The organism is Thermococcus sp. (assembly GCF_027023865.1).
Taxonomy (GTDB): domain Archaea; phylum Methanobacteriota_B; class Thermococci; order Thermococcales; family Thermococcaceae; genus Thermococcus.
Genome location: NZ_JALVUC010000019.1, coordinates 371,359 through 396,988 on the forward strand (window position 1 = coordinate 371,359; position 25,630 = coordinate 396,988).

Annotated in this window: 24 protein-coding genes and 1 pseudogene; 13 read left to right on the plus strand and 12 right to left on the minus strand. The window is 52.7% G+C overall.

What is annotated here, in order from left to right; all coding sequences use genetic code 11:
• Positions 1–18 precede the first annotated feature (18 nt).
• The 5 genes and pseudogenes from MV421_RS07700 to ppcA form a co-directional block, all read right to left on the minus strand.
• Entirely contained in the window at positions 19–867 is an 849-nt protein-coding gene (locus MV421_RS07700; RefSeq protein ID WP_297504137.1) for a hypothetical protein, read from the minus strand.
• On the minus strand, positions 867–1,574 hold the full coding sequence (locus MV421_RS07705; RefSeq protein ID WP_297420102.1) for a hypothetical protein: 708 nt from the start codon (positions 1,572–1,574) through the stop codon (positions 867–869). Before MV421_RS07705 ends, MV421_RS07700 begins: the two co-directional genes overlap by 1 nt.
• 183 nt (positions 1,575–1,757) lie before the next feature.
• Positions 1,758–2,209 (minus strand): annotated as a pseudogene (locus MV421_RS11065) (DUF1931 family protein).
• Between the two features lie 62 nt (positions 2,210–2,271).
• Entirely contained in the window at positions 2,272–2,469 is a 198-nt protein-coding gene (locus MV421_RS07725) for a hypothetical protein (protein WP_297420698.1), read from the minus strand.
• 161 nt (positions 2,470–2,630) lie between these two features.
• Entirely contained in the window at positions 2,631–4,055 is a 1,425-nt protein-coding gene (gene ppcA / locus MV421_RS07730; RefSeq protein WP_297420700.1) for a phosphoenolpyruvate carboxylase, read from the minus strand.
• 114 nt (positions 4,056–4,169) lie between these two features.
• On the opposite strand from ppcA, the gene MV421_RS07735 reads away from it, so the two are divergent.
• Positions 4,170–4,757: a molybdenum cofactor guanylyltransferase gene (locus MV421_RS07735; protein ID WP_297420703.1), complete on the plus strand. Its 588-nt coding sequence runs from the start codon at positions 4,170–4,172 to the stop codon at positions 4,755–4,757.
• 234 nt (positions 4,758–4,991) lie between these two features.
• A complete protein-coding gene (locus tag MV421_RS07740) occupies positions 4,992–5,912 on the plus strand; it encodes a pyrolysin (protein WP_297504134.1) in 921 nt (306 codons plus the stop codon).
• A gap of 4 nt (positions 5,913–5,916) precedes the next feature.
• Here the strand turns inward: MV421_RS07740 and MV421_RS07745 are convergent, their stop codons facing one another.
• Entirely contained in the window at positions 5,917–6,438 is a 522-nt protein-coding gene (locus MV421_RS07745; protein ID WP_297417332.1) for a biotin transporter BioY, read from the minus strand.
• A 47-nt stretch (positions 6,439–6,485) separates the two neighbouring features.
• On the opposite strand from MV421_RS07745, the gene MV421_RS07750 reads away from it, so the two are divergent.
• Positions 6,486–7,295 carry an energy-coupling factor ABC transporter ATP-binding protein gene (locus tag MV421_RS07750; RefSeq protein ID WP_297417330.1) on the plus strand — a complete coding sequence of 270 codons (810 nt, stop codon included), beginning with the start codon at positions 6,486–6,488 and terminating at the stop codon, positions 7,293–7,295.
• On the plus strand, positions 7,273–8,037 hold the full coding sequence (locus tag MV421_RS07755; protein WP_297417328.1) for an energy-coupling factor transporter transmembrane protein EcfT: 765 nt from the start codon (positions 7,273–7,275) through the stop codon (positions 8,035–8,037). The genes MV421_RS07750 and MV421_RS07755 overlap by 23 nt, the downstream gene beginning before the upstream one ends.
• Here MV421_RS07755 and MV421_RS07760 read toward each other — a convergent pair.
• Together MV421_RS07760 and MV421_RS07765 are read right to left on the minus strand one after the other, a co-directional pair.
• Positions 8,025–8,666, minus strand: a complete 642-nt coding sequence (locus MV421_RS07760) for a hypothetical protein (RefSeq protein WP_297420943.1) — start codon at positions 8,664–8,666, stop codon at positions 8,025–8,027. The genes MV421_RS07755 and MV421_RS07760 overlap by 13 nt on opposite strands.
• 77 nt (positions 8,667–8,743) lie before the next feature.
• Positions 8,744–9,133 (minus strand): hypothetical protein, encoded by a 390-nt coding sequence (locus MV421_RS07765; RefSeq protein ID WP_297420941.1) that lies wholly within the window; start codon positions 9,131–9,133, stop codon positions 8,744–8,746.
• A gap of 103 nt (positions 9,134–9,236) precedes the next feature.
• On the opposite strand from MV421_RS07765, the gene MV421_RS07770 reads away from it, so the two are divergent.
• Positions 9,237–10,034 carry a DUF63 family protein gene (locus tag MV421_RS07770; protein WP_297420939.1) on the plus strand — a complete coding sequence of 266 codons (798 nt, stop codon included), beginning with the start codon at positions 9,237–9,239 and terminating at the stop codon, positions 10,032–10,034.
• Here the strand turns inward: MV421_RS07770 and MV421_RS07775 are convergent.
• From MV421_RS07775 to MV421_RS07785, 3 genes are read right to left on the minus strand one after another with little or no spacing between them, the layout of a single operon-like run.
• The gene (locus tag MV421_RS07775; RefSeq protein WP_297504131.1) at positions 9,967–12,525 is read right to left on the minus strand and encodes a DEAD/DEAH box helicase; all 2,559 of its coding nucleotides are present in this window, start codon (positions 12,523–12,525) and stop codon (positions 9,967–9,969) included. The two genes, MV421_RS07770 and MV421_RS07775, sit on opposite strands and share 68 nt — an antisense overlap.
• 10 nt (positions 12,526–12,535) lie before the next feature.
• Complete coding sequence (locus MV421_RS07780; protein ID WP_297420139.1) at positions 12,536–12,997, minus strand: Lrp/AsnC family transcriptional regulator; 462 nt, start codon at positions 12,995–12,997, stop codon at positions 12,536–12,538.
• Positions 12,998–13,053: 56 nt separating this feature from the next.
• Positions 13,054–14,181 (minus strand): tyrosine--tRNA ligase, encoded by a 1,128-nt coding sequence (locus MV421_RS07785; RefSeq protein WP_297420172.1) that lies wholly within the window; start codon positions 14,179–14,181, stop codon positions 13,054–13,056.
• A 153-nt stretch (positions 14,182–14,334) separates the two neighbouring features.
• Here MV421_RS07785 and MV421_RS07790 point away from each other — a divergent pair, with 153 nt between their 5' ends.
• The 8 genes from MV421_RS07790 (at position 14,335) to MV421_RS07825 (ending at position 23,492) form a co-directional block, all read left to right on the plus strand.
• A complete protein-coding gene (locus MV421_RS07790) occupies positions 14,335–15,444 on the plus strand; it encodes a CGP-CTERM sorting domain-containing protein (protein WP_297518122.1) in 1,110 nt (369 codons plus the stop codon).
• 72 nt (positions 15,445–15,516) lie between these two features.
• On the plus strand, positions 15,517–16,989 hold the full coding sequence (locus MV421_RS07795) for an extracellular solute-binding protein (RefSeq protein WP_297420144.1): 1,473 nt from the start codon (positions 15,517–15,519) through the stop codon (positions 16,987–16,989).
• 205 nt (positions 16,990–17,194) lie between these two features.
• Positions 17,195–19,042, plus strand: coding sequence for an iron ABC transporter permease (locus tag MV421_RS07800; protein ID WP_297503458.1), 1,848 nt, complete (start codon positions 17,195–17,197; stop codon positions 19,040–19,042).
• Positions 19,043–19,052: 10 nt separating this feature from the next.
• Entirely contained in the window at positions 19,053–20,117 is a 1,065-nt protein-coding gene (locus tag MV421_RS07805; protein ID WP_297420150.1) for an ABC transporter ATP-binding protein, read from the plus strand.
• A 26-nt stretch (positions 20,118–20,143) separates the two neighbouring features.
• Positions 20,144–20,710, plus strand: a complete 567-nt coding sequence (locus MV421_RS07810; RefSeq protein ID WP_297420153.1) for a DUF447 domain-containing protein — start codon at positions 20,144–20,146, stop codon at positions 20,708–20,710.
• Positions 20,711–20,763: 53 nt separating this feature from the next.
• Positions 20,764–21,636 (plus strand): hypothetical protein, encoded by an 873-nt coding sequence (locus MV421_RS07815; protein WP_297518125.1) that lies wholly within the window; start codon positions 20,764–20,766, stop codon positions 21,634–21,636.
• Between the two features lie 110 nt (positions 21,637–21,746).
• Positions 21,747–22,781 (plus strand): CGP-CTERM sorting domain-containing protein, encoded by a 1,035-nt coding sequence (locus tag MV421_RS07820; RefSeq protein ID WP_297518128.1) that lies wholly within the window; start codon positions 21,747–21,749, stop codon positions 22,779–22,781.
• A 69-nt stretch (positions 22,782–22,850) separates the two neighbouring features.
• Entirely contained in the window at positions 22,851–23,492 is a 642-nt protein-coding gene (locus MV421_RS07825) for an alanyl-tRNA editing protein (protein WP_297420175.1), read from the plus strand.
• A 33-nt stretch (positions 23,493–23,525) separates the two neighbouring features.
• On the opposite strand, the gene cas3 is transcribed toward MV421_RS07825, so the two are convergent.
• On the minus strand, positions 23,526–25,628 hold the full coding sequence (cas3, locus tag MV421_RS07830) for a CRISPR-associated helicase Cas3' (protein ID WP_297518131.1): 2,103 nt from the start codon (positions 25,626–25,628) through the stop codon (positions 23,526–23,528).
• Positions 25,629–25,630: the final 2 nt, after the last annotated feature.

The window sequence follows — 25,630 nt, forward strand, 5'->3', positions numbered from 1 at the left end:
GTTAAAAAACTGAAGCTCTCAGGCTGATTTTCTCCTTATCAGAAGCCAGATTGTCAGGAAAACGAGAAATAACAACACTGCAAGGGTTCTAGGGTTGATGTTTCGTGTGTTCTTCCCAATCTCGAAAGCACTCAGGTTTCCGTCGTAGAGGTGAAGCGTCCCATTTGACGCGATTAGGCATTCCCGTCCGTTGCAACTGATTGCGTCGCAGGAATCTGTTATCTCCTTCGTGCCGTTCTCGGAGTGCTCGATGAGACCGTTGGAACACAGAAGGATTTTGCCGTTAAGGACATCAAAATCTTCCGCGCAGTTGTCAAGTTGTAGAGTCCTCTTAAAAGCCCCGTTGGAGTAAACGTAGACTCCGGTGCAGTTCATAAAGTAGGGCTTTCCGTTCCTGACCTTTACTTTCACTCCGTTGATGAACCCGCATGGTATGGCTTTCTCGACGCTTCCGTTCGGAGAAACAAAGAGAAGAGAGCAGTCCCCCATCATCGCTGATTCTGAGGTGGGAATATAGTAAGTTCCGTTCAGGTAGGCGAAGCCCCTGCAGTCGTAGCTATGAATCTTGAAGAGAAGGGAGCCGTTGATGGTCTGGAAGATCACATTATCTGGGGTGAACGTTTCAACGATCCACCCGCTTCCGTTCCACGCTAAACCGCAGGGGGTCCCGTTGAGGTGGAGTGGAACCTTTGAGAGATGCCCGTCGGGCACCACCGTCGTCAGGTAATAGCTTCCGTTTTCTTCGCTCAGGAAGGCCCAGGTTGTTCCGTTCCAAGATACACTTATTGCATTTCCTAAGCCCAATGTAGATAATTCAAAAGTAAACAGGAGGAGAATGACACTTCTAAATACATTGATTCTTTTCATTACCTCACCACTTTTAGATAGTTGTTGAGGTCTGTGCTAAAATAGTAAACTACATATGGGAACTTCCCGAACCTTTTCTCAATGTCACTAAGTGACACTAAATAATCTCTTGCTCGCTCCGTACACTTTGTGGCGTTACATCCGTACCCACAGTGCTCGCAATACCCTCTAACTGCTGAGTCCCATTCCATCTCGACACCGAACCCATTTTCATGGCAGAACCACATGAACTCGTTTAGATCTTGATAATTCATACCATTTGGTCTGTAGTAATCACCTTTAGTGTCGGTGACCATATAGTAATGGGGTTGCGGAGCTACATGGGTAAATCCCACTTTTTGTACACATTTTCTTGTTAAATACAATGGATCACGGTCCTCCCATCTTTCTATGGGTATCCACAATACAGGTTTTTTGTAAGTGTCTCTAATGTAACTCACAATGTTTTTTATTTTAGTAGAATCACTAGACACGGCCCCTGCTCCCTCCAGACTGAAGTAGTATCCTGTTACCCTCCTAGCCACAGTAGAGGATTCGACTTTAATTATCCAATCCTTCATATCCTCGAGAGTCCTGGGTGTTTTAGTAGTATCATAATACGGGATTTCCACCCATATTTCAAATCCCAAACCGGATTCTGCTACGAACTTTTTCATGTCACTCAAGAGCGTAGAGAAATCCGAATATTTTCCTTCGTTGGTAGACAATAGCACAACTCCATCGAAATATTTTATAAACTCTGCAATTTGTTCTTTAGGTGTAATTTTCTTTCCCGCATAATAAAACAGTGCTAGTCGAGTCATTGTATTACTACAATAACTACTTATTCGAAATATATAAACTTTTCGTCATGGACGACGTTTAAAGAACAATATCAGAAAACAGAAAAATCAAAGCGTATAATCCAGCACCTTCCTCGATGTGCTCTGGGTAGACGTTCTTGATCTCCGGATGGAGGGCCTTAATAACCCTGCCGACGAGCACGAAGAGGGTTCCAGTTATGACCGGAAGCTCGTTTACGACCTCCTCTTCAAGCGGGATGTCACCGGATATCTTCCTGAGGACATACTTCCTGATTGGCTCCATCCCAACCTTCTCGTCCTCAATGACCGCCCTAAAAGCTCCATCGACGACCTAAAGCCCTTTGCTATTGGTATGTGCCTTAGCTTTATGGTTTTGGAGCGCTCGGCTTTGGCATTTCGTAGGCCATCTCAAAGAGATCGGAGAGCTTCTTCTCAACTATTTCCATCATTTCCTCGGCGCGTGGCTTTATTACGGCCAGCTCGCATGTTTTCTCGAGTATCTCTTGGAGTCTTGGGTACGGGATCACCATCTCTGCCATTGGCATCATCTCCGCGTTTTTGTCAAGGAATTTTAGTAACTTTTAGTATATAAAAGTTTCGCTCAGAGGAGCAGAGTGAGGACTAAAAGAAGGGCCAAAATCAGCAGACCGAGGAGGAAAATGGCTATGGCACTCTCGTCCGTCGGCTTTTTAGGGCCGTACTTCTGAACGAGCCATAGACCGGCGAAGAAGCTTACGGAGATTCCAAGGAACCAGCCAAGGAGGCTCCCCTGAAAGCGGTAGCGGTTAAAGATGGTCATAACCACAAAAAGGATAAGAATGCCAAGCAGGCTCTGGCAACGCTCCTCTGCCTCAGGATAAGGGAGTAAAAAAAAGTGCCCATCCAAGGATAAAGGTGAAATCCAGAGCGAATTCCGCAAACATGGTACCATTAGACATGTCTCGAAGGGGGGATAAAAGGCTAACCCAGGAAGCCCCTTATGCCCGCAGCCTCAACTATGAGTGCCTCGTCAAGATCTCCTCCTAGTATCCTCGAGGTTATCTCCCCATGGGCTTCATCCCGCTCGTAATCTCTCGCCATCTCCGCAATGGATTTGAGGAACGGGAAGCGCTCAACTGCCATTGGATTAAAGTAGCGGAAGGCGAACTCAACGTCGTTGTAGAGGCTGTGATAGTGCTCCGAGAGGAACTCAAGCTCTTTCTCGCTGAGTGCATCTAGGCCAAGCAGCTCCGGTGGGATTCCTAGGGAGTAGAGCGAGGCCGTGAATTTTATCGCCCTCGGCAGAGCTGAGCCGTTCACCTCCCTCGAATAACCAAAGATCCCAATATGAAGCTTCCGTCGTCTCCTGGAGGGAACGTACTTCGCAGTTTCTCGGATGTATGGGACGAGTGCCTTTAACTCCCTCGAATACCTCTCTTCGTACTTTTTCAGAGTGGAGAGAACCTCCCCAGGCACAGGATTCGCACGGCTCCTCTCTCTTGATTTAACCCTCTCAACGGCTTTCATGACTTCCTTCATGGGATTGTCGTACTTAAACGAGCTCTGAACCGTATAGGTCTGAGCGCTCGGGTACTCCTCCAGCACCGCGTCTACGTTCCTAGGCGTAAAGTGCCCTCTGAATGGAGCACCGCCGACTCCTATGATGGGGTACATCTCAACCCCAGTTCTCTCTTCCAACTCCTGAAGGTCAAAGAGGGCCTTTTTGTCGTAGAGCACAGCACTTATCAGGCCATAGTTCATTGCAGGGTCGCTCCTGGCCAAGAAGACCCTCTGGTGCTCGAACTCTTTCCCCCTCAGGTACTCGGCCACGACCCCTGCCGCACCCAGGATGGCCTCCTTCGTCTCGAAGAGAGGGATGACGCTTATCTCCTCGGGGTAGAACTCCCCTATCCACTCGTGGAGCTTTATGTCATAGACCCTCTTGTACTGCTTTCCGGCTATGTAGTGCCTGTAGAGTTCGTAGACCCTGTTCAGCTCGTGAGGAGAGGTTGCCATCGGCAGGATGACCTCGAATATCGGGGCCGTCTCCTCGCCGTAGAATATCCGAGCGTAGTCCGCGGAGCGGGGGATCGCTTCAAGGGTTTCAAGGAGAAGCTTTGCTTCCGCCTTTTCCACACTCGGGTTGGGAACCCTCGGGGTCAGTCTGAACTCCCCGCCCAGCCTGCGGTGCCTGAAGAAGTGCCCGTACCGCTCAAAAAGCTTTTTGACGACGAACTCATCCACCTCCTTGCCCTCAAAGTCCCACATCTGCTCCTCTATCCCGAGAACGTTGAAGGCGTAGAAGGCCTCCGTCACCTCATCCTCTCCCCCCATCGCGGGAGAACTGGCGAAGAAGGGCATGTAAACGTTGTCAGGATGCTGAGTGCTCATCAATCTTGGTATCATTTAGACCACCATTTGTGGAAATACAAGACATAATTTAAATTTTTTGAGGGAAATTTTGGATATATGACAGTCACTTTAAAAAAGGTTTTTAAGGACGAATGGCGACCCGTCTCCATGCGGGCAGTAGTCATAGCATTTCCAGAGAAAAAGTGGGAGAACTACACGGTTCCAGTAAACGGCAAGCCCATGGTAAAGCTCACAGAGGAGAGGCTGTTGATGAGCAAGAGGGTAGGGGAGATTTTCACCGTTGTTAGGAATAACAAGCTGAAGGCCTACTCGCTCCACGTTATGAATCCCCTCCCTGTAAACGCGAGAAGCAAGATGGAGGCCCTCTTCAAGGCGGTGCCGGATGGGCCCTTCTTCCTCGCCGAGGGCAACATGCCGCTCGTGATGCCATTCCTAGTGAACTACCTGGTGGGCCTCTTCTACGAGAACGAGCCGGAGGCGCTGATACCAGTTTGGAAGGATGGGACGGCGGAGATTGCGCATGCAATATACGATCCAGATGCGCTGGCGGACGCGATAGACGCGGCTTTAGCGGAAGGTTACAGAAGCCTAAGCAGTATAGCCGAGTTCCTCGAATACGAACCGGTATCGATCGAGGAGCTGACAAAGAGAAACCCTAAAGTTACGCTGAGCTTCTTCAAGGTTAGGAACTCCTTTGACGTGAGCTTCGCGGAGAGGGCGTTGAACGAACCCTAAGCTCCCAAAGCACTTAATTGAAAATCTTGCAAATTTTTGCAGAAGTCTTAAGTAGTATGAAGGCGTATACTAACACAGTGGGCGAGAGACGACCTCTTTCTGTCCGTGTTTAAAGGGAGATGAGAAGGAATGAGAAAAATTTTGGGTGTCGCACTTTCTTTCTTGATGATCTTCAGTTTGATGGCCACGTTGGGGCAGCAACCCGTTTCTGCCAATCCAACCGTGGATCACAACGTGCTGATCTTAAAAAACGTTGACGCCTGGGGTTCCCCGACCATTGAAACCACCCTCAAGGCCATGAACATCACGTATAAGGTCATGACGAGCGCAGAGCTTCAGAACACGACCACCGGTGAGCTTGTGAAGGATTATGATATGATAATCATCGCAAGCGACCAGAACCAGGCGTTCTACGATGAGATAGGCCCCCAGATGGGCAAGCTGGAAGACTACGTGAGGGCGGGCAGGACGCTAGAGATACACGCCGCTAACTGGGGGTGGGGCGGAGGCCTGTGGACGACGAGCCTGCCAAGGAACGTCACGATAGTTCAGAGCTACTCGAACTCGGACTATGTGATCGCAAACAACACTACTCTAACCAGCAGCTACTCGAGCCACGGCTACCTTGCCAATCTACCGGCAGACGCCGAAATAATAACCGTCCAGTCACCCTCGGGGACACCGGACTACAGCAGGCCGAGTACAGCGATTTACCCACTGGGAAAAGGATGGGTCTCAGTCACTGGGCTGACCATAGAGTACAGTGTCGCTAGGGGAGGGAGCAAATGGATGGAGTTCTACAGATCCCTGGTGCTAACCGACCTAAGCCGCGCCGCACCACCCGCTGTCCCAGTCATCAAAAGCAGCGTGAGCTTCCTGATGTTGAACTTCTACTACTACCGGCATTACATCACCAACCTTGAAAAGTATAACACCCTCTACGTGGAAGCCCGTGATGGTGGAGTTGACAACGGGACTCTGGCACTAGCTCAGGGGTTCAACGCCACCGCTGCGGCACACTATGGGGACGCGATAAGGTATGGCCCGATTTTGAGCAACCTCCGCAGAATTCAGATTCTATCGGATATAAGGACTGCATCCCTTGACCAGAAGAAAGCCGTGAAAACGCTCGAAGACGCCATGGCAGGCCGCTGAGCCTCTATGTCATCCCCACCATTTTTCTCACCGTTTTCGCAGTTGCCACCGCCAAGGCCGCTTTGATGAGATCAAGGGGCAGAAATGGCAGAACCCCGAGTTCGAGGGCTTTTACGAAGTTCCCGCCGAGGTAGAACCCAATCCTAAGCCACCCGAGGAGGTAAATGACCGCAAGTCCTAACAGGACGCTGATGGCCATTCCCATGGCACTTTCATTGCTCCTCTCCGTGATATACCCGGCGAGCAGGGCCGCTATGGGGAACGCAACCAGGTAGCCGCCGGTTGGACCGTAGAGATGGGCAAAACCGCCGGAGAACTCCGCAAAGACCGGAAAGCCTACGGCCCCAATTATGATATAGGCGAGCTGGCTTAGGAATCCCAACCTCGCCCCCATAAGGATTCCGCTCAGGAGGACAAAGAAAACCTGGAAAGTGAAGGGAACAGGACCGATTGGAACGCTTATCTGTGCTCCAACAGCTGTTAACGCCGCGAAGAGTCCCGCGAAGGCAACATCCTTTGAGTTCATCCTACCACCCTGCAAACCTTTTAAAGTGCTGGCTTGAATTCCCCACGATGATCCAGGTTAAAAACCTTCATCACACCTACGAGAACGGCCGTGAGGTGCTCATGGGAATAGACTTCGAGATGGGAAACGAGGTAGTCGCCCTCGTCGGCCAGAACGGGAGTGGAAAAACCACCTTCGCGAAGCACCTGAACGGCCTGCTCAAGCCGACGGAAGGAGCTGTTAAGGTCGATGGACTAGACACACGGGAGCACAGCGTTGCCGAGCTGAGCGGGATTGTTGGCTACGTTTTCCAGAATCCAGAGCACATGTTTTTCGAAGAGAACGTTTTTAGGGAAGTTGCCCTCGGGCCTAAGAACCTTGGTCTGGATGAGAAGGAAATTGAGGAGCGCGTGAAGTGGGCGCTGAAAGCCGTTAACCTGGAGGGCTACGAGGAGAGGACGCCCTACTCCCTGAGTGGGGGTGAGAAACAGAGATTAGCTATAGCCTGCATCCTGGCAATGAAGCCCCGCTACATCATCCTCGACGAGCCAACGACTGGTCTCGACGCTAGAAGCTTTGAGAGTGTGGCTGAGGCGATAGGGAGGCTCCACTCGGACGGGCATGGGATTCTCCTAATCACCCACGACATGGAACTCGTCCTCAGGCTGGCTGAGAGGGTTGTCCTCCTTGAGAACGGAAGGAAGACCTTCGATGGTCCCGTTGAAGAGTTTTTCTCATTTGATCTCCGTTCTTATGGACTTGACAGACCTGAACTCCTGGAGATAGGCAGGAAGCTCGGCACGGGCTTTGTGAGGAGCGTCCCTGAGCTAATAGAAAAACTGAGTGGTGAGGGCGTTGATGGCGCAATTTTACCGTGAGAGGGATTCGTTCCTCCACCACCTTGACCCGAGGGTGAAGATAGTAGGCACCATCCTCGGGATAGCCGCGATAATGCTTTACAATGATCCGACGATTCTGATCCCTCTGTTCTTTATCTTCCTTCTCATAGGTGTAGTCCTGGGAAAGATATCGGTTTGGGAACAGGTCACACTTCTAAAGCCCCTCCTCCCGATAGTTGTGATAACCATTATTATCTGGCCGTTGATATACAAACCAAGGTTCATGGGTGTTCTATTCGGGGTATCCTTCTCCATGAGGCTCCTGACGTTCGCCCTGCTTACCTTTCTTCTCCTAGCAACGACGAGTCAAGGGGATTTGATCCTCGGCTTCGTGAAGCTCGGTATGCCCCACGAGTACGGGTTAACCATTTCCATCTCCCTCCGCTACATCCCGACCCTTTACAGGCTCGCAGGGACCATAATGGACGCGCAGAAGAGTCGCGGCTGGGAGGTTGAGAAGGGCAACTTCATAACCCGGGCGAGGAAGATGACTGCCGTCCTGATTCCCCTCCTCGTTTCGTCCCTCAAGACCGCCCACGACCTCAGCATCGCCCTTGAGAGCAGGGGCTTTGGAGCCTCTCCGAAGAGGACCTTCATCCGTGAGATAAGGATGGGCAGGAGGGATTACATGGTTCTCGTTCTGATGGTGGTTTTCTTTGTGCTGGCTCTCTACGCTCGCTATGGCCTCGATCTGGGCCACATCAGCATCTACCCGCGGTAAAGGAAGGGCTTGACAAGGGAATCAATCGGAATCGAATGGTCACCAATGCTGGCCACGTATTCGGCTGGGGTGCGTAGAACCGTGACGTTCATACGGTAATGGCCGCGGTATGAGTTCGTCCTGAGAACGGCGAGGAGGTCAAAGATCTCTGGCAGAAGGAATAACCTCTTGAACTCTCCTGGGAGATCAAGTTCGTTGAGTTCAAGGGCCGGATGGCAGAGGACCAATGTAAGACCCTTTTCATCCGCGGTGCGCTTTGTCTCGATTACTGTCCCCGCGGAGAGGTTCGAGATGAGTGGAAACCTGCGAACAACGACGAGGGAATCTTCCTCAACCAGTCTAAGCGCGCTCATCAGTTCCTCGGCGGTATAGGTGTTTCCCGCGTAGAGGTTCGATGCTGACTCGGTCAGTTTTTCAAGAACCCGGATGGAGAGACTTCCCGGCCCGATGTGGTATACTGAACTGTTACTCAGGGTTGATGCGATGATGTGGTGTATGAAGATCTCCTCCGAGAGCTGGTCCGCAAAGACTATGCCCGAGACACCCCCGGCCGGTAGGCCGACTGGAAAAGCGTCAAAGGGTTTCACCTCACGCGGCTGAAGCTCGGCTGGCTTGAAGAACATACCCATCAACGTGACTCCTGCGTTGGGATATTTATAATTTTCCATTGCTGTTTCCAGACAGATAAATAGGGATATGGAGAAACTCAGAGCGTCGAGAGGGCGCCAAGCGTGAAGAGACCGAGGAACGCCAAAATGCCCATTACTATACCTGCTATGATGGCCGCGAGCAACCAGGCTAGAAACGCCTTGATCCAGCCAGTGTCAAAGACGACCTTCACCGCCCAGAGGTTGGCTAAGAAACCCAAGAAAGGAGCTAGGGGTGCCAAGACGAGGGCCGTTAATGCCATGACTATCGCCGCGAGAATTCCACCGCCAAGTATAGCCACCATCGAGCGACCTATCGATGCCTTCTCAATACCTATGAGTTTTCCCGCCAGCCACAGGAAAATTGCCGCTATGAAGAGCGCCACTAGAAAGGCCACTATTCCAACCGCACTCACTTGAAGCATGGGGTCGTGCATATAGCCGTACATGATATCACCGTTTCGATTACGATTCCAGAGTATTTAAAATTTCTAGGGTTGTTCCAAAAGGGTTTTAAGCCGCCCCTTCAATCCCCTGCGGAGGGAGGAAACGATGGAACTGCTGTGGCACGACCTCTGGGATTTCTTCTATTCATACTTCTGGCACCCGATGTTCACGCGGAGCGGCTACAATGCAGTTAACACTGTCGTTTATGCGCTCACTTTGGGAGTTGCCGCATTATATGCGTATCGTTACATAATCAAACCCCTCGGAATCAAAATCGACGAGCGCTTTCTTCTAGCGGTCACACCGATGATAGCCTTCGGGGCCACCCTACGCGCCCTCGTTGACGGCAAAGTCTTTCCAGAGAACCCTTGGATACTCACGCCCGGTATATTCATAACCGCGGCACTACTATTCGGCCCCGTTCTTGTTCTCGACGCCAAGCTGAAGAGATATCCAATCATAACCACCGCATGGGGAACCGCCCTGGCCATCTGGGCCAACTACCTCTTCGTGGTACACGCGGTGAACTGGCAGCCCTACGAACTCACGATACTCTATACCCTTGTAAGCTGGGCTGTCGTTCTAGCATTCTACAAGTGGAAGCCCTTCGATAGGTTCTACCTCTACGCCGTTTTAGCCCATATGTACGATATGGGTTCAACAGTGGTGGGAATTCATTACTACCACTACCATGAGGTTCACTGGCTTGAGCACTACCTGGTGCAGTGGTTCGGCCCCTTCGTTTACTATCCATGGATAACGTTCATCCTCGTAGTGACTTACTATATCATCAACGGCTACGTCAAGGACGAGAACGAGAGGCGCTTCTGGTATTTCATTGTCTACCTCCTTGGCCTAGGTCCAGCGATACGCGACCCGGCGCAGCTGGTGCTCCAGGTGTGAGGGTCCTTCCCTCCTCTATTTCTCTCTTTAGGGTCTTTGCCTCTTCCTCCGCTTTCCGAACGCGGAAGACCCCCGCTATCCTCTCCACCGCCTCAAGCTTTCTCACGATGCCGTCAAGCCACGTGAAAACATCACCGGGATAAACGATGAGGCCGTAGACCTTCCTGAATTGCTCTGCTATCCCTGTCGGATGCCTTCCGCTCCTCCTTAGCTCGATTATCATGTTGCTCACGCGCTCCATAGCATAGTCCGTGCAGTCCTCTTCACCGCACATGAAGAAGTCCTGGTAAAGGGTAAAGAGCCTCTCAGCCGCGTTGGGACTGACCTCGGGGATGACCTTGTCGAGTTCCTCCAAAATCGATGAGAAGCTCGGGGAGAAGACGTTTGCACTCAGCCTTCCCCTCACGGCTCTCTCAAGTTCCCTCTGAAGGGTTGCACTCATGTATAAGTTCTCAAAGGGAAGAAGCTTGACCGCTATCCACCTGGGCGGCTTTTTGCCGATGTTCTTCCTTATGAACTCTGCCTCTTTGGGGAGCAGAAAGCTCATGCTGACAGCCCTTCCATATGGGGTGACATCAACCAGGGGTTTCCTGAGTCTTACAAGCTCAAACTCCCCCAGCTTCTCCAAAACTCTCTCCGCGCTCTGGTTCGCCCCGAGACACCTAGACTGAACCTCTTCTATAGCATTTAGCCTGTTGAAGACGCAGGAGTGGGCCAGGACGTTGTCCTGTTCAAGTTCGTCGCTCCACTCAACGGCTACGGGTTCTACCGGTGCAGTTAGGAGTTTAAATGCCACCTCATCTTCTGAGCCATCCACCTGGGCAGAGTACTTCCTACCCGGCTCGACGATAAGGTAGACCCTCCCCTTTTCGTGGTAGAGGGGCCTCCCAGCCCTCCCAAGCATCTGGTGGAACTCCCTGACGGAGAGCCACTTGTTCCCCATCGCGAGACTTTCAAAGATTACCTGCGAGGCAGGGAAGTCAACTCCCGCCCCGAGGGCCGCGGTTGTGACAACAACGTCGAGCCTCTGAGCGAGAAACTCCATCTCTGTGAGCTTCCTCTGCTTGTAGGGCAAACCCGAATGATAGGGCTTTGCACGGAGGCCTTTGCTCGTGAGATAGGCGGCCAATTCGTGCGTCCTCTTCCTTGAGAAGGTGAAGACTATCGTCTGTCCTTTGTAACCCTGCTTGGACTTCCTCATTGTTTCGACCTTACAAAGAGCCGCTATGTGCCTCCGCTTCTCGCTCTCACTTCTGGCTATGATGATGTGTCTCTCCAGGTCAACGGGTCTTTCGTCGTAGGGGACGAGCTTTAGTCCAAGTTCTTTTGCCAGCTCCTCCGCGTTTCCGACGGTCGCGCTCAAACCTATAAACTGGGCAGTGGGGTAGAGTTTTCTCAAGCGAGCTATGAGGCCATCCAAGCGGGGACCGCGCTCCTCATCGTCGAGGGTGTGAATTTCGTCGATGACGATCGTCCCGACGTTTCCTATCCTCCTCCCAGCTCTAAGCAGGTAGTCTATCCCCTCGTAGGTTCCGACGATTATGTCGGCGTCTATGCCAGTATCAACGACCACCAGCTCGTCCCTCGTCTTTATCCTACTCATACCAACGCGGATGGCAACGCGAAGGCCGAGTTTGGAGTAACGCCTCTTGAAGTCCCCGTATTTCTGGTTGGCCAAAGCCACGAGCGGCACCAAAAAGAGCATCTTCTGGCCTTTCATGGCCTTTGGAACGCCGGCAAGCTCGCCTATAAGCGTTTTACCGCTCGCCGTGGCGGAAACGATGAGGAGGTTCTTCCCCTCAAGGAGGCCGTTTTTGACCGCCAGGCTTTGAACCGGAAGGAGTTCCTTAACCCCCTCTGCCCTCAGGACCCCCTTAAACTTCTCTGGAATCGGAAGCTCATCAATATTAAGCTTCTCAACTTTCACGTGCTTTGCCTTCAGTTCATCCCACTTCGTTACCTCTGGGTGTTTCGTCGGGTCGAAGCGCGGGTCGAAGGCGTAGAGGACTTTATCCATATCGCGAAAGCGCTCAAGGAGCTTCCTTGCCTGGTCAAACATGGCGGTGCTCTTGAAGCGGAAGCGGAGCTCCCTCTTAAGCTCATCCTCGGCACAGCGCTCACAGATATACTCGTCATGGTATCTGATGCGGTTTCCTTCAGTAAGGACCGTTATCTTCCCCTCGAGGAGGCAGAGCCGACAAAGCTCAGCCCCCTCAACCCTTTTGTTCTGGAGCCTCCTCCTGAAGTAGTCCCCCCATTCTTCGGCGTTTACGAGGACTATCCTGGCTTGGCGAAGGAGCTTCTCCATCTCCTTTGGGTTCCTGTACTGGCTCCCCTCAAGGACTTTGAAGAGCCTCCCTTCGTGCATTATGAAGCGGTAAATCGCGTCGGCCTTGAGGTTCCTCATCTGGGTCAACTTCTCAGGTTCGTTCTCTATGAAGAACGCCTCAAGCTCGTTTTTCTTTCTCCCGGGTCTGATTACAAAGAGCATCGCCCAACCCTCACTTCTCCTGAATCCAACACTCCTTGAATGTGTCGATTATCAGCGTGGCCTCAACCCGCTCAAGGTTCCTACCAAGGATCCGCTTCAGCTTTCCGGCGAAGGCCTTGACCTCGTCCGTATCGTGGAAGTGGGCCTTCACCAGTATCTGCCTCTCCCCGCTCCTCCTGTAGAGGGACTCAACTTCTCCCATCTCTGCCACTTTTCGGAGGATTGGGTCAACGGTGTGATCGTCTATCGCGAGGGTGAGTTCGAAGAAGACCGAGACGTACTCATCTAGGAAAGCAGGGTCAACAACGGCTGAATACCCCCTAATTGCACCGAGTCTCTCAAGTTTGTCAAGTCTGTTCCTCACGCTCGCTGGTGAGAGACCTATCCTCCTTCCCAGTTCAGTTAGGGTTATCCTGCCCTCCTCACGCAGAATCCTCAGCATCTCCCTATCCCTTTCGTCAATTCCGGGCATTTTCTCACCGAGGTGTGTTCATAAAGGTATCTATGAATAAAACAAAAATCCGAAAGTCAGCGGGTTATCTTCACCTGGTTCATGAGCTCGAGCGGCTCTGGGTGTTTCTCGAAGTAGTCCCTGACCGGCTTGAGGAGGTCAACAAGATAGTCGGCAACGGCGTTCTTGAGGTCGAGCGGGTGAAGCTTGCCCTCGGCGAAGTCCCCCTTCAACTCCTCAAAGGTGGTGTATGTGACGTCTCCGCCGAACTTTGCCGGCCTGTGGATGGTGAACTCGGTCGGCTCCTCGCGGAAGATTATGTGCTCGGCCCAATCGAGGACCGGGTTGTACTTGACCTCCCGGGCAGGGCAGAATGCTTTCCTTAGCTTCCCCTTTATCTCCTCGGGGGTGTCATGGATGAAGACCGCTGAGTAGGGCTTGCTCTTGCTCATCTTCATCTGGGTTTTGAGCTCCTTGAACTGCTCCTCGCTCTCTATCGGCCAGACGGGCGGCTCCTGGAGGCCGAGGAGGAGGTGGTGGTGCAGGGCGACCGGCTTGAGCTTCTCACCCTTCCATTCGAGGGCGTGGTACTTTAGCTTCTGGGCCACTTCTATCGCTATAACGTGGGCCTTCCTCTGATCCATTCCTGCATGGGCTATTGTGACATCCTGATAGTAGATGTCCGCCACCTGCATGGCGGGGTAGATAAGCTTGGCGAAGTCTATGGCCTCACCCATCTGGCGTCCCATTATGGTTATCGAGCGCATCATCCTGGCCAAGGTCACGTTCTTGGATATGTCTATGACGGTCTGCCAGTAGTCGCCCTTCTCCAGTATCTCGCTCGCGAGGACGAACTCCACCTCCTCAGGGTCGCCGCCCATAACCTTTATGCTCTGCTTCATGCCCTCCTTGAAGTAGCCCAGGGCGACCTTCTGTATAACATCCAAGTCACCACCGAGCTTGTCGTTGATCCAGCTGTGCCAGTCCGCCAGGAAAATCCTCGTCTTGACCCCCGCCTTTTGGAGGTCGGCTATTTTAGCGCCGGCCATCAGGCCTGTTCCGAGGTGAATGTAACCGCTTATCTCGAACCCGATGTAGTGTTTCATCGGGACTCCAATCTCTAAGAGATGCCTGAGGTTCTCCTCGGTTAGAAGTTCCTCAGTAGGTTTTCGCTTTATGAGTTCTATCCTGCTATCTATGTCCATGCTCACCACCTGAGTGGAAAACGGTGCAGACCTTTAAGGGTTTTACCCCAAAGTTTCCAGTCATATCTTGGCCCGGAAAGTTTAACAGGGCCGAAAAACTTCCTGATTCATAAGATTTATAACTTCCTCTTCGTTACATAACCGGGTGATACCATGAAGAAGGTTGTCATAGTAATAGCAGCTGTCGTGCTGCTGTCTCTTTTTGGTGTTTTTGCCACACCCATGGCCAGCGCTGCAAGCACCGGAAAGCCAGTTATAGCAGTGGATCTCGCCCACGGCGAGAACCCGAAGGGACTGACACCGGTTACCTACAAGAACAAGACCCTTACGGATGGAATGCTTGACGTTCTGACTCAGTACAAGTTCGTTTACTTCGGCGACACGAAGTACGAGGACGAACTGGGCATTAAGGACATAGGTTCCAAGATAACCTACGACGCCCTCCACAACAACAACGTTACCATGCTTATACTGGGCCAGCCCACAAGCCCGTTCCTTCCGGATGAAATCCAGGCAATAAGGAAGTGGCTCCTTGAGGGTGGGCATGTTCTCTGGGTTGCCGGCGACAGCGACTACGGAAGCGGCGTCAAGACTCAGCAGTTCGTTGACAGCCTCCTCGACCAACTCAACATAACCAACCTGCGCGTTGACCTCTGCTCCGTCGAAGACGCCGTTAGCAACGCAGGCGGAAAGGCCTACCGTGTCATTGCCTATGACGACCCCTGGAAGGACACCCCAATGAGGAACATCCTAGTCCAGAACCTCAAGCACGATGGAAAGATACTTGCCCACGGTCCGGGTGTCATTGCATGGGTTGACAACCCCGACGGAAGCGGAAGCTGGCACCAGCTCAAGCCGAACCTCAAACCACAGGACGCCTACGTCATTGTCCACAGTAGCAACAGCTCAGATATCACGGAGAACAACCCCCCCGCGGGGAAGGCCTACAGTGCCGGCAGCACAGGGCAGTTCCCGATTATAGCGGTTCAGATAGTAACCCCCAAGGGCAAGAAACCCGACGTTATAATCGTCAGCGGCGAGACCCCGATTGGAGGCTACGAGCCGATGTGGACCAGCGAGTACTACAAGGTTCCGCTTGACGGTCCACAGGTTATAAGCAACATCTTCGCGTGGAGCCTTGAAATGACCAAGAAACCAGAGACCAGCTCCAGTTCAAGCGGTAGCGGAAGCAGCATCTGTGGTCCAGCTTTGATAGTCGGCCTCGCAGCGCTTCCACTCCTACTCAGGAAGAAGAGGGAGTGAGCTCTTCCTTACTTTTATGTTTGAACCATAGTATTTTTAACAAACCTTCCTAATTTGGCAGGAGGGATTTGAATGAAAAAGGTTGCGGCTGCACTTTTCATTCTGGTGCTGGCCTTAAGTGTTGTGGCCAGCGGATGTATGGGTAGCAATGGGAGCAGCGGTTCAACAACAGCCACCTCTGGAAGTAGCGGAAAGGGTATAACCCTAGTTATTGTGACCAGACACGACGCGACCATCCAGTACAAGACAAAGCAACTCTTCCTCAAGAGCGCGATAGCGAAGGAGTATCACATAACCAACCTCAAGTTCATAGGCGTTCCCGAGGCCCTCTGGCCACAGTACATCAAGCAGGGCGCTGACGTTGGATGGGGAGGAGGTCCGACTCTCTTCGACGACATGTACAAGATGGGTTACCTCACCCCGATAACTGACCAGAAGATACTCGACCTCCTCGGCACCAAGATACCAACCGAGCTTGCCGGAATGCCGATGGTCAGGAGGGACCAGAACGGTAAGGTTTACTGGATAGCGGCGGCGCTTTCGTCCTTCGGTTTCACGGTCAACAAGCAGGTTCTCAAGAAGCAGAACCTTCCGTTCCCGGAGAAATGGGAAGATGTTGCCTCACCCGCATGGGCACGCGACCCGCCGCAGTACGGCATAGCAGACCCGACCAGGAGCACCTCGAATACCATGATCTATCAGATCATCCTCCAAGCCTTTGGATGGGACAAGGGATGGAGGGTAATGACACTCATAGCTGCAAACTCCAAGATCTATGAGGCCAGCGACGCCGTCAGGGATGCGGTCATAAACGGTGCGATTGCCGCAGGGAACACCATCGACTTCTACGGTTACACCGCAATGAAGCAGAACCCGAACTGTGTCTACGTCATCCCGAAGGGAGAGAGTGTTATCAACGGTGATCCAATCGCACTTCTCAAGTACAGCAAGCACCCCCAGGCTGCGCAGGCCTTCATCTACTGGGTTCTCACCCAGGGTCAGGCCCTCTGGATGAGTCCTGATATCAACAGGCTCCCAATATGGGGAGGTATATTCAACCAGACCATCACCCAGCAGTACGCCAGCGTTCTCTTCAACGGAAAGTTCGTGGGCAAGACCTACGGCCAGGCTAGGCCCGCACTCCTCGAGGCTTACAATCTCGCTATACACAGCAAGGGGATAAAGTTCAACAGCAAAGAAGCCCTCGCCATCGTCAACACCCTGCAGTACTACTTCAAGGCCACCCTCATTGACACCAACGGCCCACTCCACCAGGCCTGGATTTCAATGGTGAAGGCTCTCAAGGCGGGCAAGATAACCCAGGCCCAGTTCAACAAGCTCGAGCAGGAACTTACCGCACCGATTCAATTCAAGGATCCGCTTACGGGACAGATCACGACACTAACCGAGAACTACGCCGCGAAGATAAACAACAAGATAGCAACCGATGCGGCCTTCCAGAGTCAGATGATGCAGGAGTGGAGAACGGCCGCCCAGGCGAAGTACAACAAGGTTCTCCAGGATCTTCAGTCCATGGAGGGCTGAGGTGCTTTTCCACCTTCTTCTCAATTTTGACCGATTTGCCCCATTCTTTTAACATGCCCGTGTGCAGAGTTGTAACGTTAATCCGGGTTAGGGGATTCAAAATTTTCCAGAGCAAGCCTTTCAGAAACCTTTAAAACCTTCCCCATCAAAACCGGGTAGAAACTGAGGGACAGTGTGAGTTAAAAAGCAACGGGAGGTTAACATAATGGCGGTTAACAAATGGGTGGAGAGATTTTTCGGCACCCCTCTGCCGGACGGCGTGGTCATGACATCATTCCTGTTTCCCCTCTTGTATCTGCTGGTGTTTCTCGTAATCCCCGTGCTCGTGATGCTCCTGACGGCCTTCGTCTACAACGGTCACGTCTCCTTATACTGGTTTAAGAGCATCTTCGGGTCACCGTACTACTTTAATCCGCTTCATCCATCGGGGTTCCTTGTCCAGTTGATTCCATACGGCAACCAGCAGATCTACCTCTTCAGCGGATGGGATTTCGGAGTCGTCATTAACTCCATCCTGGTGTCCATCAGCGTCATGATACTCACGACGATTCTGGGGGTTTCGTTCGCCTTTGTTATGGCACGCTATGATTTCCCAGGAAAGAACATCGTCAGGATCCTACTCTTCGTCCCGCTTCTCGTCACGCCCTTTGTCAACGTCGTTGTGGTCCAGAAGATGTTCCTGCCGAACGGATTGATAAACTGGATATTCTACCAGCACCTCCATCTGCTCCCCCATCCAATCTGGATTGAGGGCCTCGTTGGTGTTATCGTAGCACAGTCCATGACGTACTATCCAATAGTTTACCTCAACGCCTACGCCAGCTTCATAAACATTGACCCAAGTTTAGAGGAGCAGGCTGAAAACCTCGGAAGTAGGGGGTTCCATCTCTTCAGGACGGTAACCTTTCCGCTGGCCCTTCCGGGAATAGCGGCTGGAGCCGCCCTCGTTGGGATATTCAGCCTTGAGGATCTGGCTGCACCGATAGTTTTCCAGGGAAGCGCGATAGCAAAGAAGCTCATGTCCTTCCAGATTTACAGCTCCTTCGTGTCAGGATTCGCAATTGGAAATCCGCAGATGGCAGCGTTAGCCCTCGTGATGCTGACTATAGCCTTGATAATCTTCCTCACCATCCGCTGGTACGTTGGAATGAAGCAGTATGCCATGCTAAGCAAGGGTGGCAGGTGGAAGCCGAGGGTCGCAAAGCCCAGGCCCCTCCAGGCGGCCATAATATACCTTCTAGTTATCCCCACCCTCCTGATAACCATATTCCCGCAGATCGGGGTTATTCTGTTGGCGTTCTCAAAACGCTGGTATGGAACCTGGCCCGAGGGATTCACACTCTCCCACATGGGATCCCTACTCACCCAGCCGGACATACTCAGGGTCATTGAGAACAGCCTTCTCTACTCCACGGTGGCGATATTCATCATCCTCCTGCTCTCACTGACCGCTTCCTACGCCGCGGGTAGGTTCAAGAAGGCCAGACTCGCCCCTATACTTGACAGCCTTGCAACCATACCCATAGCGGTTCCTGGAATCGTCATAGCGATGAGCTATTTCTTCTTCTTCTCGACGGTTCCCCCCTTCAAGGGGACTGCCCTAGACCCCACCAACCTGCTGGCGTTCTTCCCGGGAGCGGCCCTCATACTCGCGTACTCCATCAGGCGTCTGCCCTTCGCGGCGCGCTCTATTTCCGCTGGAATCCAACAGGTTCACGTCTCCCTTGAGGAGGCCGCGATAAACCTGGGTGCGGGGAGGTGGAAGGCACTGACAAGCATCCTCATTCCAATGATACTCTTGAATCTACTCGGTGGTGCAATGCTGAGCTTCGTCTACTGCATGAGTGAGACCAGCGTCGGCATCACCCTGGGTTCCATAAACTCAACGTGGTATCCAATAACGGCAAAGATGAAGGAGCTCATCACCAGTGCGGTCGGGAGCGCCAACCTGGCCGCTGCACTCGGTGTCTTTCTGATGTTGGTGCAGATACTGGCCATAGTCCTCGCGAACGTGATAACCAAGCAGAGGTACTCCTTCATTGGTCTTACATGAGGTGATCGAGATGGTTGAGGTCAAGCTTCAGGACATCGTCAAGAGGTTTGGAGAGACCGTAGCCCTCAAGGGGATAAGCCTTGACATAAAACACGGGGAACTCTTCACCATGCTCGGGCCGAGTGGTTGTGGAAAATCAACGACGCTGAGGATAATAGCCGGCCTTGAGTACCCAGACGGGGGAAAGCTCTACTTCGGTGACCAGGACGTTACATACCTCCCGTCACATCAGAAGGGTGCCGTCCTCGTCTTCCAGAACTACGCACTCTGGCCCCATATGAGCGTCTTTGACAACGTCGCCTATGGACTCAGGCTGAAAAAGATGTCAAAGGATGAGATAAGAAAGAAAGTTGAGTGGGCGCTGGAACTCATCAAACTTAAGGGCTTCGAGGACCGCTACCCCACACAGCTCTCCGGCGGCCAGCAGCAGCGCGTTGCAATAGCGAGGGCTCTGGTTGTTGAGCCTAAGGTTCTCCTCTTGGACGAGCCGCTCAGCAACCTCGACGCCAAGCTTCGCCTTGAGATGCGCTCCGAGATAAGGAGAATTCAGAGGGAACTCGGGATAACCGTCATCTACGTCACCCACGACCAGGAGGAGGCAATGGCAATAAGCGACAGGATAGCGGTCATGAACGTCGGAACGGTAGAACAGGTTGGAACGCCCAAAGAAATATATGAAAGCCCAAGGACGGAGTTTGTGGCAAGCTTTATGGGCAAGACCAACGTCATTCCAGCCAAGGTCGTTGAGAGGGATGGCGACCATGTCACTGTGGAGTTTGAGAGCTTCCGTCTCGATGGGCTTCACTACACTGGAAAGAGTGACAACGTCGTGGTCGTCGTAAGGCCCGAGAGGATACGCCTTAAGCCGACTGAGAACGCGGTTTCGCTCACCGGAACGGTGGACCTGATAGAATACTACGGTTTCTTTGTAGAGGTTATCGGCCTTTTCGGTGAGGTGCGCATGATAGCGAGGACCATAAGCGACAGGGAAGTTGGAAGCCTGAAGCCAATGCAACCGGTAACTTTCTACATAAACAGGGGCGATATAATCGTCCTCCCGAAGGAACAGCTTTGATTTTTCTCCTCTTTTTGGGTGATACCATGCTGGACGACCTCCAAGAGGGCAAAGTCTATGAGGTTCTCCTCGTCACTGCATCAAATGTGACCCCAGTCGGTGTTGTGAGGAGGGGAGATGCCCTCGAATTCAAGCTCTTTCCCGGAAGGAGCTTTGAAGACCTCCTAAAGTGGCCTTTTGCGTCGATTCAGATGACCAACGACGTAGAGCTTTTGGTGAGGTTCGCCCTCAACATGTCGGCTAACGTGAACATCGCAAAGGATGGAAACCACCGCTGGATTGAAGGTATCCCCGGTTGGCACGGGTCCGTTGAGTATAAACTAGAAAAATGGAGAGACAAGCTTGGGGAGAGCGAAGTTCTCCTTGGGAGGTTTATCCCGAGGGGCACGATTCCAGGATCACTCAAACCAGTGCCCGTTAGTAGGGCAGACTGTTATCTCCTTGAGATGGCGGTCCACTTCACAAGGCTCCTCGTGTCAGGAGACCATTCACTAGCCAGCAGGATCCTTGAACTTTATAGGGAGTACCGGCGCTTTGGGGGGGACTCAGAGGTTGTGGATTACATCATAGAACAGGTTAAGAAAGCCGTTTGAAGGTGAGTAGGAAAACTTTTAACTGTTTCCAGTCGCATATTATTTGTGATACCATGGCTAAGTGGATACTCGCGGGTATAGCCCTTTTGATTGGTGCTATCGCCCTCCTCGAAGCGGTTCCAGTGAGTGCAACTTCAAGCCAGTACAGCACGACCTACAGCAAGTTCCTCACCCAGCCCGCGCCGGCCGTCCCGGCCTTTGCGATTCCTGGTGGAAACTTCACCCTCTACCTGAAGGACGGTGTAACCGTGAGCGATATCCAAGCGGTCTCAGTTCTTCATGGTCCCTATGACCTTCAAGTACTTGGAACAAACGGGAACACCGTGACCGTCAAGGTTCCAGGTAACATAGCCCCGGATGACTACTTCCTGTTGATAAAGACCAACAAGGGGACCCTCGTCCTTCCTAACGGACTCAGGGTCTTCAAAGAATGGCCAAAAACCCTAACCATAGGTTGGGTGAGCGACACCCACGTAACCAGCAGCGCCAAGATAGGCTACGTCTGCGGTCCCTACTTCCAGCACAGCATATATCAGCTCGAGAAGATGTGCTCGAACCCGATACCGCTTCACAGCGTCGTTGCAACCGATAGCGCTTACACTTATTGGGCTATGATGAGACCTACCCTCATAATCAACACCGGTGACGACGTTGACAGCAGCAACGACCTTCTGGGTTACGAGATAATGTACAACATAATGGATCACGCTGCGTCCGCCGGCCAAGCTCACCTCAGCATAAAAGGAAACCACGACAACCCGCCTGTCATCTACACCCAGCTCATAGCTCCCCCGGTCTTCTACGTCACGATTGGAAAGTTCGTCATAATAGGTCTCGACACAGGCGGTGATCGCGGCTGGCCGACGATGAACGAGATTAAATTCATGGAGAAGGTTCTCGACGAACATCCCGCTACACCCCGATAATCCTCTACCACCACCCGTTCTTCTTTGCCCCGCGTTGGAACTACCTCGGCGGGAAGATAAGCGGTCTCGACCCGGGCAACGACGCCGACTGGGCCAAACTCAAGAACTACGTGGGCAGCTACTGGAAGGGCAACCTCACCGTTGCGAGGCGCTTCCTTGAGGACGTCGTCAAGTACAACATTCCGCTCACCATGAGCGGTCACATCCACCACGACATGTACTGGGTCTACACCGACAAAGAGGGCCACGTACACTACTTCCTCACGCTCACAGCCACGGGCGCCCCCGACAAGGAGAGCAACCCGCCGAGCAACCCCAAGCACAGCCCGACCTGGTACGGAACCAACCTCGTGGTCATCGGCCAGAACGGAAGCGTTGAAATGCCCCTCACGCCGGTCAAGTTCAACGGAAACAAGGTGACGAGCAACTTCATCAGCATCCCGGTTCCTCAGGAGTTTGTAGTGTTCAGGCACAACACCAACTTCGGAACGGCGGCAAAGTTCATCAACGAGTTAAACCACAGCGTTACCGGCCCGATAACCTTTGAGATACCCGCTGGGGCCAAGGTCGACCCGGGGCACACCAACATCACCTACAAGGTTCTCGGCGAGAGGACCATAGGTGGCACGACTTATCTGATGATAAACGCCACGGTGCCGACTGGGATTTCACAGATAGTCATCACCACGAAACCAGACACCGAGAAGCCCGTCGTCCAGATAGCCTACCTCCAGCCAAGCTACCCAACTCCGGGTGAGGAGTTCACCCTCTACTTCACGGCCCAGGACAACCTCGGCATAAGGGACCTCTACGCACAGGTTTACAACTCAAACGGAAAGCTCGTGACATATGGCAAGGTTAACAAGTTCCCCGCCGAGCCAGGAAGTGGAAAGCCGACCAACACATTCTACACGGTGGAACTCCCACCGCTCAAAGCCGGAAAGTACAAGGTTGAGGTAGTTGCGGTGGACTTCTACGACAACAAGGCAATAGCCTCAGAGAACCTCAACATAGCCAGCCCGACGTCACACCCGACATCACCGAGCACCACAACCACCCCAAGTAACGGAAGCAGCATCTGTGGTCCGGCCTTGATAGTTGGCCTCGCAGCGCTTCCACTCCTCCTTAGGAAGAGGGGGAAGTGAGCCTTTTCTTTCATTTCCCCTTTCGATACCCATTTAAGTCGAACCCTCATATTTACTGTGGTGGTTGAAATGACCAGGAAGCTCTACTATGATGACGCCTATTTGAAAGAGACCAAAGCAAAAGTCGTTGATATAAAGGACAACGCCCTCCTGCTCGACCAAACGGTTTTCTACCCGACAGGCGGCGGCCAGCCCCACGACAGGGGGACGATAAACGGGGTTGAAGTCCTTGACGTCTACAAGGACGATGCCGGAAACGTCTGGCACGTCGTTGCCGAGCCGGAGAAGTTCAAGCCCGGCGACGAAGTCGAGCTCAAAATAGACTGGGACTATCGCTATAAACTCATGAGAATCCACAGCGCGATGCACCTTATGGAGCACGTTCTAAACCTCGTTCTACCCGATGAGTGGCAGCTCTATGGTAGTGGGATGAGCGTAGAGAAGGGAAGATACGACATAGTTTACCCGGAGAACGTCAACCAGTACAAGGAAAAGCTTATCGAAACGTTCAATAAGCTTGTTGACGATGGCGGCGAGATGAAGATATGGTGGGAAGGGGAAAGGCGCTATACTCAGATAAGGGACTTTGAGGTCATTCCCTGCGGCGGGACTCACGTGAGGGACATAAAGGAGATAGGGCACCTGAAGAAGCTCAAGCGCTCCAGCCTCGGAAAGGGGAAGCAGAGGATAGAGATCTGGCTCGAGGGTTAAAGTCCTTTGATATTTTTTGAATTTTGTGCCCTACTAAAACATCACCGTCCCCGGTTTCTCTTCCCTAAGACCAATGGTAGGGTCGTATTCCAGATCAACCCCAAGAACCCCGAATCTCGTGTACAGGTCTTCGTTGTTCACCTTGTTTTCCTCCAGAATCCAGATGGGGACGTTGAGAGTGTGCTCCACGATGTAAACCGTCGCCTTCAAGCGCTCCCTCTCCGTTAGCTTCTCCCACTCTGCCGCCAGTTCCACCGCCCTCTCAAGATAGGGCCGGGGAATCGCGGGGAGACTGATGAAGGTGTCCCTCGTTGAGAGCCACCCTTCACTTCCCCTCCACCTGTTCACCGTTTTCAGTGTTCTGAACAGGGGGCGCTCTGCAAATTTCCTCTCGTACCTTCCCCAGACTTTGCTGTAGAACCTGTCGTTTATATTGAGGAGGTCGAGTTCACTCCCCATGGCCTCCAGCTCACCCAGAAGGTTGAGGCTCGCGTTAAACACCTCTTTGTCGTAGGGTAGGTGCTTCCTTTTGCCCTCAGGCTCGAATAGGTACACCCTCCCCTTCTTCGCTCCCCTGCGGTTGACCCGCCCAAAGCGCTGGATCAGGGCGTCTATGGGGGCTGCCTCAGTGTACATTGCGTCGTAGTCTATGTCCAGCGAAACTTCAACGACCTGGGTGGCGACGAGAACTCCCTCCTCTATCGTCCCCACAAGCTCCATCTTCTTTCTTTTGTCCGCATTGATGAAGCGAGAGTGGAAAAGGTGCACCTTCCCCTTCCCAACTCTGTTTTTCAGGTCCTCGTAAATCCTCCTTGCCCTCGTCACAGTGTTGGCAACGACGAGTGTTTTTCCCATCTCCTCTACGATTTCGTCCACCGCGTTTTCAAGCGGTTCATCCCTCACCACTACATCGACCCTCTTTCTGGAGCGGTATCTCTTCGAGATGCTATCAAACGGGAGCAGGGGTTTGAGCCCCCTTTTCTCTAGTTCTTCCACCATTGGTGAGGGAAGTGTCGCGGACATCACCGTGACGTGCGTTCTAAGGTACTTGATGGCGTACTCTATGGCGTCCATTATCAGCGAAAGCGTGAACGGGGTGTAGGCGTGCACCTCGTCAATTATCCAATGGGCTCCACGGAGGGCGAACTCCCTAACCGGGAAGCGCGGGTAGTTTAGAAACGCTAAGAGAACCTGATCCACAGTCGAAACAAAAATAGGTTTCATGGCGTAGCGATGGATGAGTTTCTCGTCAAGGGAACCCCGGTAGTAGAGGCTAAGGAAAAGCATGCTGTGGGCGAAGGACACGAGTTCCCTCCCGAACGTCTCTTCGAAGCGCTTTCTCATCGCTTCGGTTGTTGTTATAGTGGGGAGGGAGTATACGACCTTTGTGGCACTGTTGGGGGTTGCCAGGAGGCTTGTCTCGGTCTTGCCGTCCCCCGTTGGTAATCTGAAGTAGCCACCACCTTTTCCAAGGACGGCCGTCTGGTAAGCCCTGGGGGAGAACCCCTTTCCCTCCAGGTACTCGATGATCCTTTCCCTTACCTCCCTTCCGCTATCGAGATGGTACGATTTCACGGAAAGGCCCGCACTATCAAGCCAGTCCGAAACACGGAGGAGACCATTGAAGAGAGTGTAAATGGCCCGGGCCTCAAGGGGGTTCATGCCGTAGTCGTCCTCCAAATCGCCACCCATAACGGCTACCCTCAGGTCTCTGGCGAGAGTGGATGGCTCCGAGAGAACCTCGCCGTCCACAATCAACTTTTCCCCCCTCGCAATCTCATTCCTGTAGAGGCTTTCATGAAGGTCGGAATGGTGGGTCAGTATGGAGATTAGGGCCACTGTCCTGTAGGGCTCCTCACACCCTAAGAACCTGCTTGCCACTTCTACACCGAGGTAGGCATGGGGTGGTGCCCTTTTGAGCTTCCCCTCCAGTTTTGCCTGGAACCTGTCGTCGAGCTTCCCAGCATCGTGAAGAAAAACGTGCTTCGTTAGGCACTCGTCCAGGCTGGGGTCGTGAGGGATTCGCTTAAGGAGTTCCCGGGCGATAGCCTGTGCCCCGGCGGAGTGTTGATGAAGGCTCCTATCGGACTTGGCTCTCTTTCTTTTCATCAGCTCAATTAGTTCGTTCCACTCCATAC

Excerpts from the sequence above, each read along its gene's own strand:
- MV421_RS07700 (WP_297504137.1), bottom strand. The coding sequence starts at position 867 with ATGAAAAGAATCAATGTATTTAGAAGTGTCATTCTCCTCCTGTTTACT.
- MV421_RS07725 (WP_297420698.1), bottom strand. The coding sequence starts at position 2,469 with ATGACCATCTTTAACCGCTACCGCTTTCAGGGGAGCCTCCTTGGCTGG.
- ppcA (WP_297420700.1), bottom strand. The coding sequence starts at position 4,055 with ATGATACCAAGATTGATGAGCACTCAGCATCCTGACAACGTTTACATG.
- MV421_RS07735 (WP_297420703.1), top strand. The coding sequence starts at position 4,170 with ATGCGGGCAGTAGTCATAGCATTTCCAGAGAAAAAGTGGGAGAACTAC.
- MV421_RS07745 (WP_297417332.1), bottom strand. The coding sequence starts at position 6,438 with ATGAACTCAAAGGATGTTGCCTTCGCGGGACTCTTCGCGGCGTTAACA.
- MV421_RS07750 (WP_297417330.1), top strand. The coding sequence starts at position 6,486 with ATGATCCAGGTTAAAAACCTTCATCACACCTACGAGAACGGCCGTGAG.
- MV421_RS07760 (WP_297420943.1), bottom strand. The coding sequence starts at position 8,666 with ATGGGTATGTTCTTCAAGCCAGCCGAGCTTCAGCCGCGTGAGGTGAAA.
- MV421_RS07765 (WP_297420941.1), bottom strand. The coding sequence starts at position 9,133 with ATGTACGGCTATATGCACGACCCCATGCTTCAAGTGAGTGCGGTTGGA.
- MV421_RS07770 (WP_297420939.1), top strand. The coding sequence starts at position 9,237 with ATGGAACTGCTGTGGCACGACCTCTGGGATTTCTTCTATTCATACTTC.
- MV421_RS07775 (WP_297504131.1), bottom strand. The coding sequence starts at position 12,525 with ATGCTCTTTGTAATCAGACCCGGGAGAAAGAAAAACGAGCTTGAGGCG.
- MV421_RS07780 (WP_297420139.1), bottom strand. The coding sequence starts at position 12,997 with ATGCCCGGAATTGACGAAAGGGATAGGGAGATGCTGAGGATTCTGCGT.
- MV421_RS07785 (WP_297420172.1), bottom strand. The coding sequence starts at position 14,181 with ATGGACATAGATAGCAGGATAGAACTCATAAAGCGAAAACCTACTGAG.
- MV421_RS07790 (WP_297518122.1), top strand. The coding sequence starts at position 14,335 with ATGAAGAAGGTTGTCATAGTAATAGCAGCTGTCGTGCTGCTGTCTCTT.
- MV421_RS07795 (WP_297420144.1), top strand. The coding sequence starts at position 15,517 with ATGAAAAAGGTTGCGGCTGCACTTTTCATTCTGGTGCTGGCCTTAAGT.
- MV421_RS07800 (WP_297503458.1), top strand. The coding sequence starts at position 17,195 with ATGGCGGTTAACAAATGGGTGGAGAGATTTTTCGGCACCCCTCTGCCG.
- MV421_RS07805 (WP_297420150.1), top strand. The coding sequence starts at position 19,053 with ATGGTTGAGGTCAAGCTTCAGGACATCGTCAAGAGGTTTGGAGAGACC.
- MV421_RS07810 (WP_297420153.1), top strand. The coding sequence starts at position 20,144 with ATGCTGGACGACCTCCAAGAGGGCAAAGTCTATGAGGTTCTCCTCGTC.
- MV421_RS07815 (WP_297518125.1), top strand. The coding sequence starts at position 20,764 with ATGGCTAAGTGGATACTCGCGGGTATAGCCCTTTTGATTGGTGCTATC.
- MV421_RS07825 (WP_297420175.1), top strand. The coding sequence starts at position 22,851 with ATGACCAGGAAGCTCTACTATGATGACGCCTATTTGAAAGAGACCAAA.
- cas3 (WP_297518131.1), bottom strand. The coding sequence starts at position 25,628 with ATGGAGTGGAACGAACTAATTGAGCTGATGAAAAGAAAGAGAGCCAAG.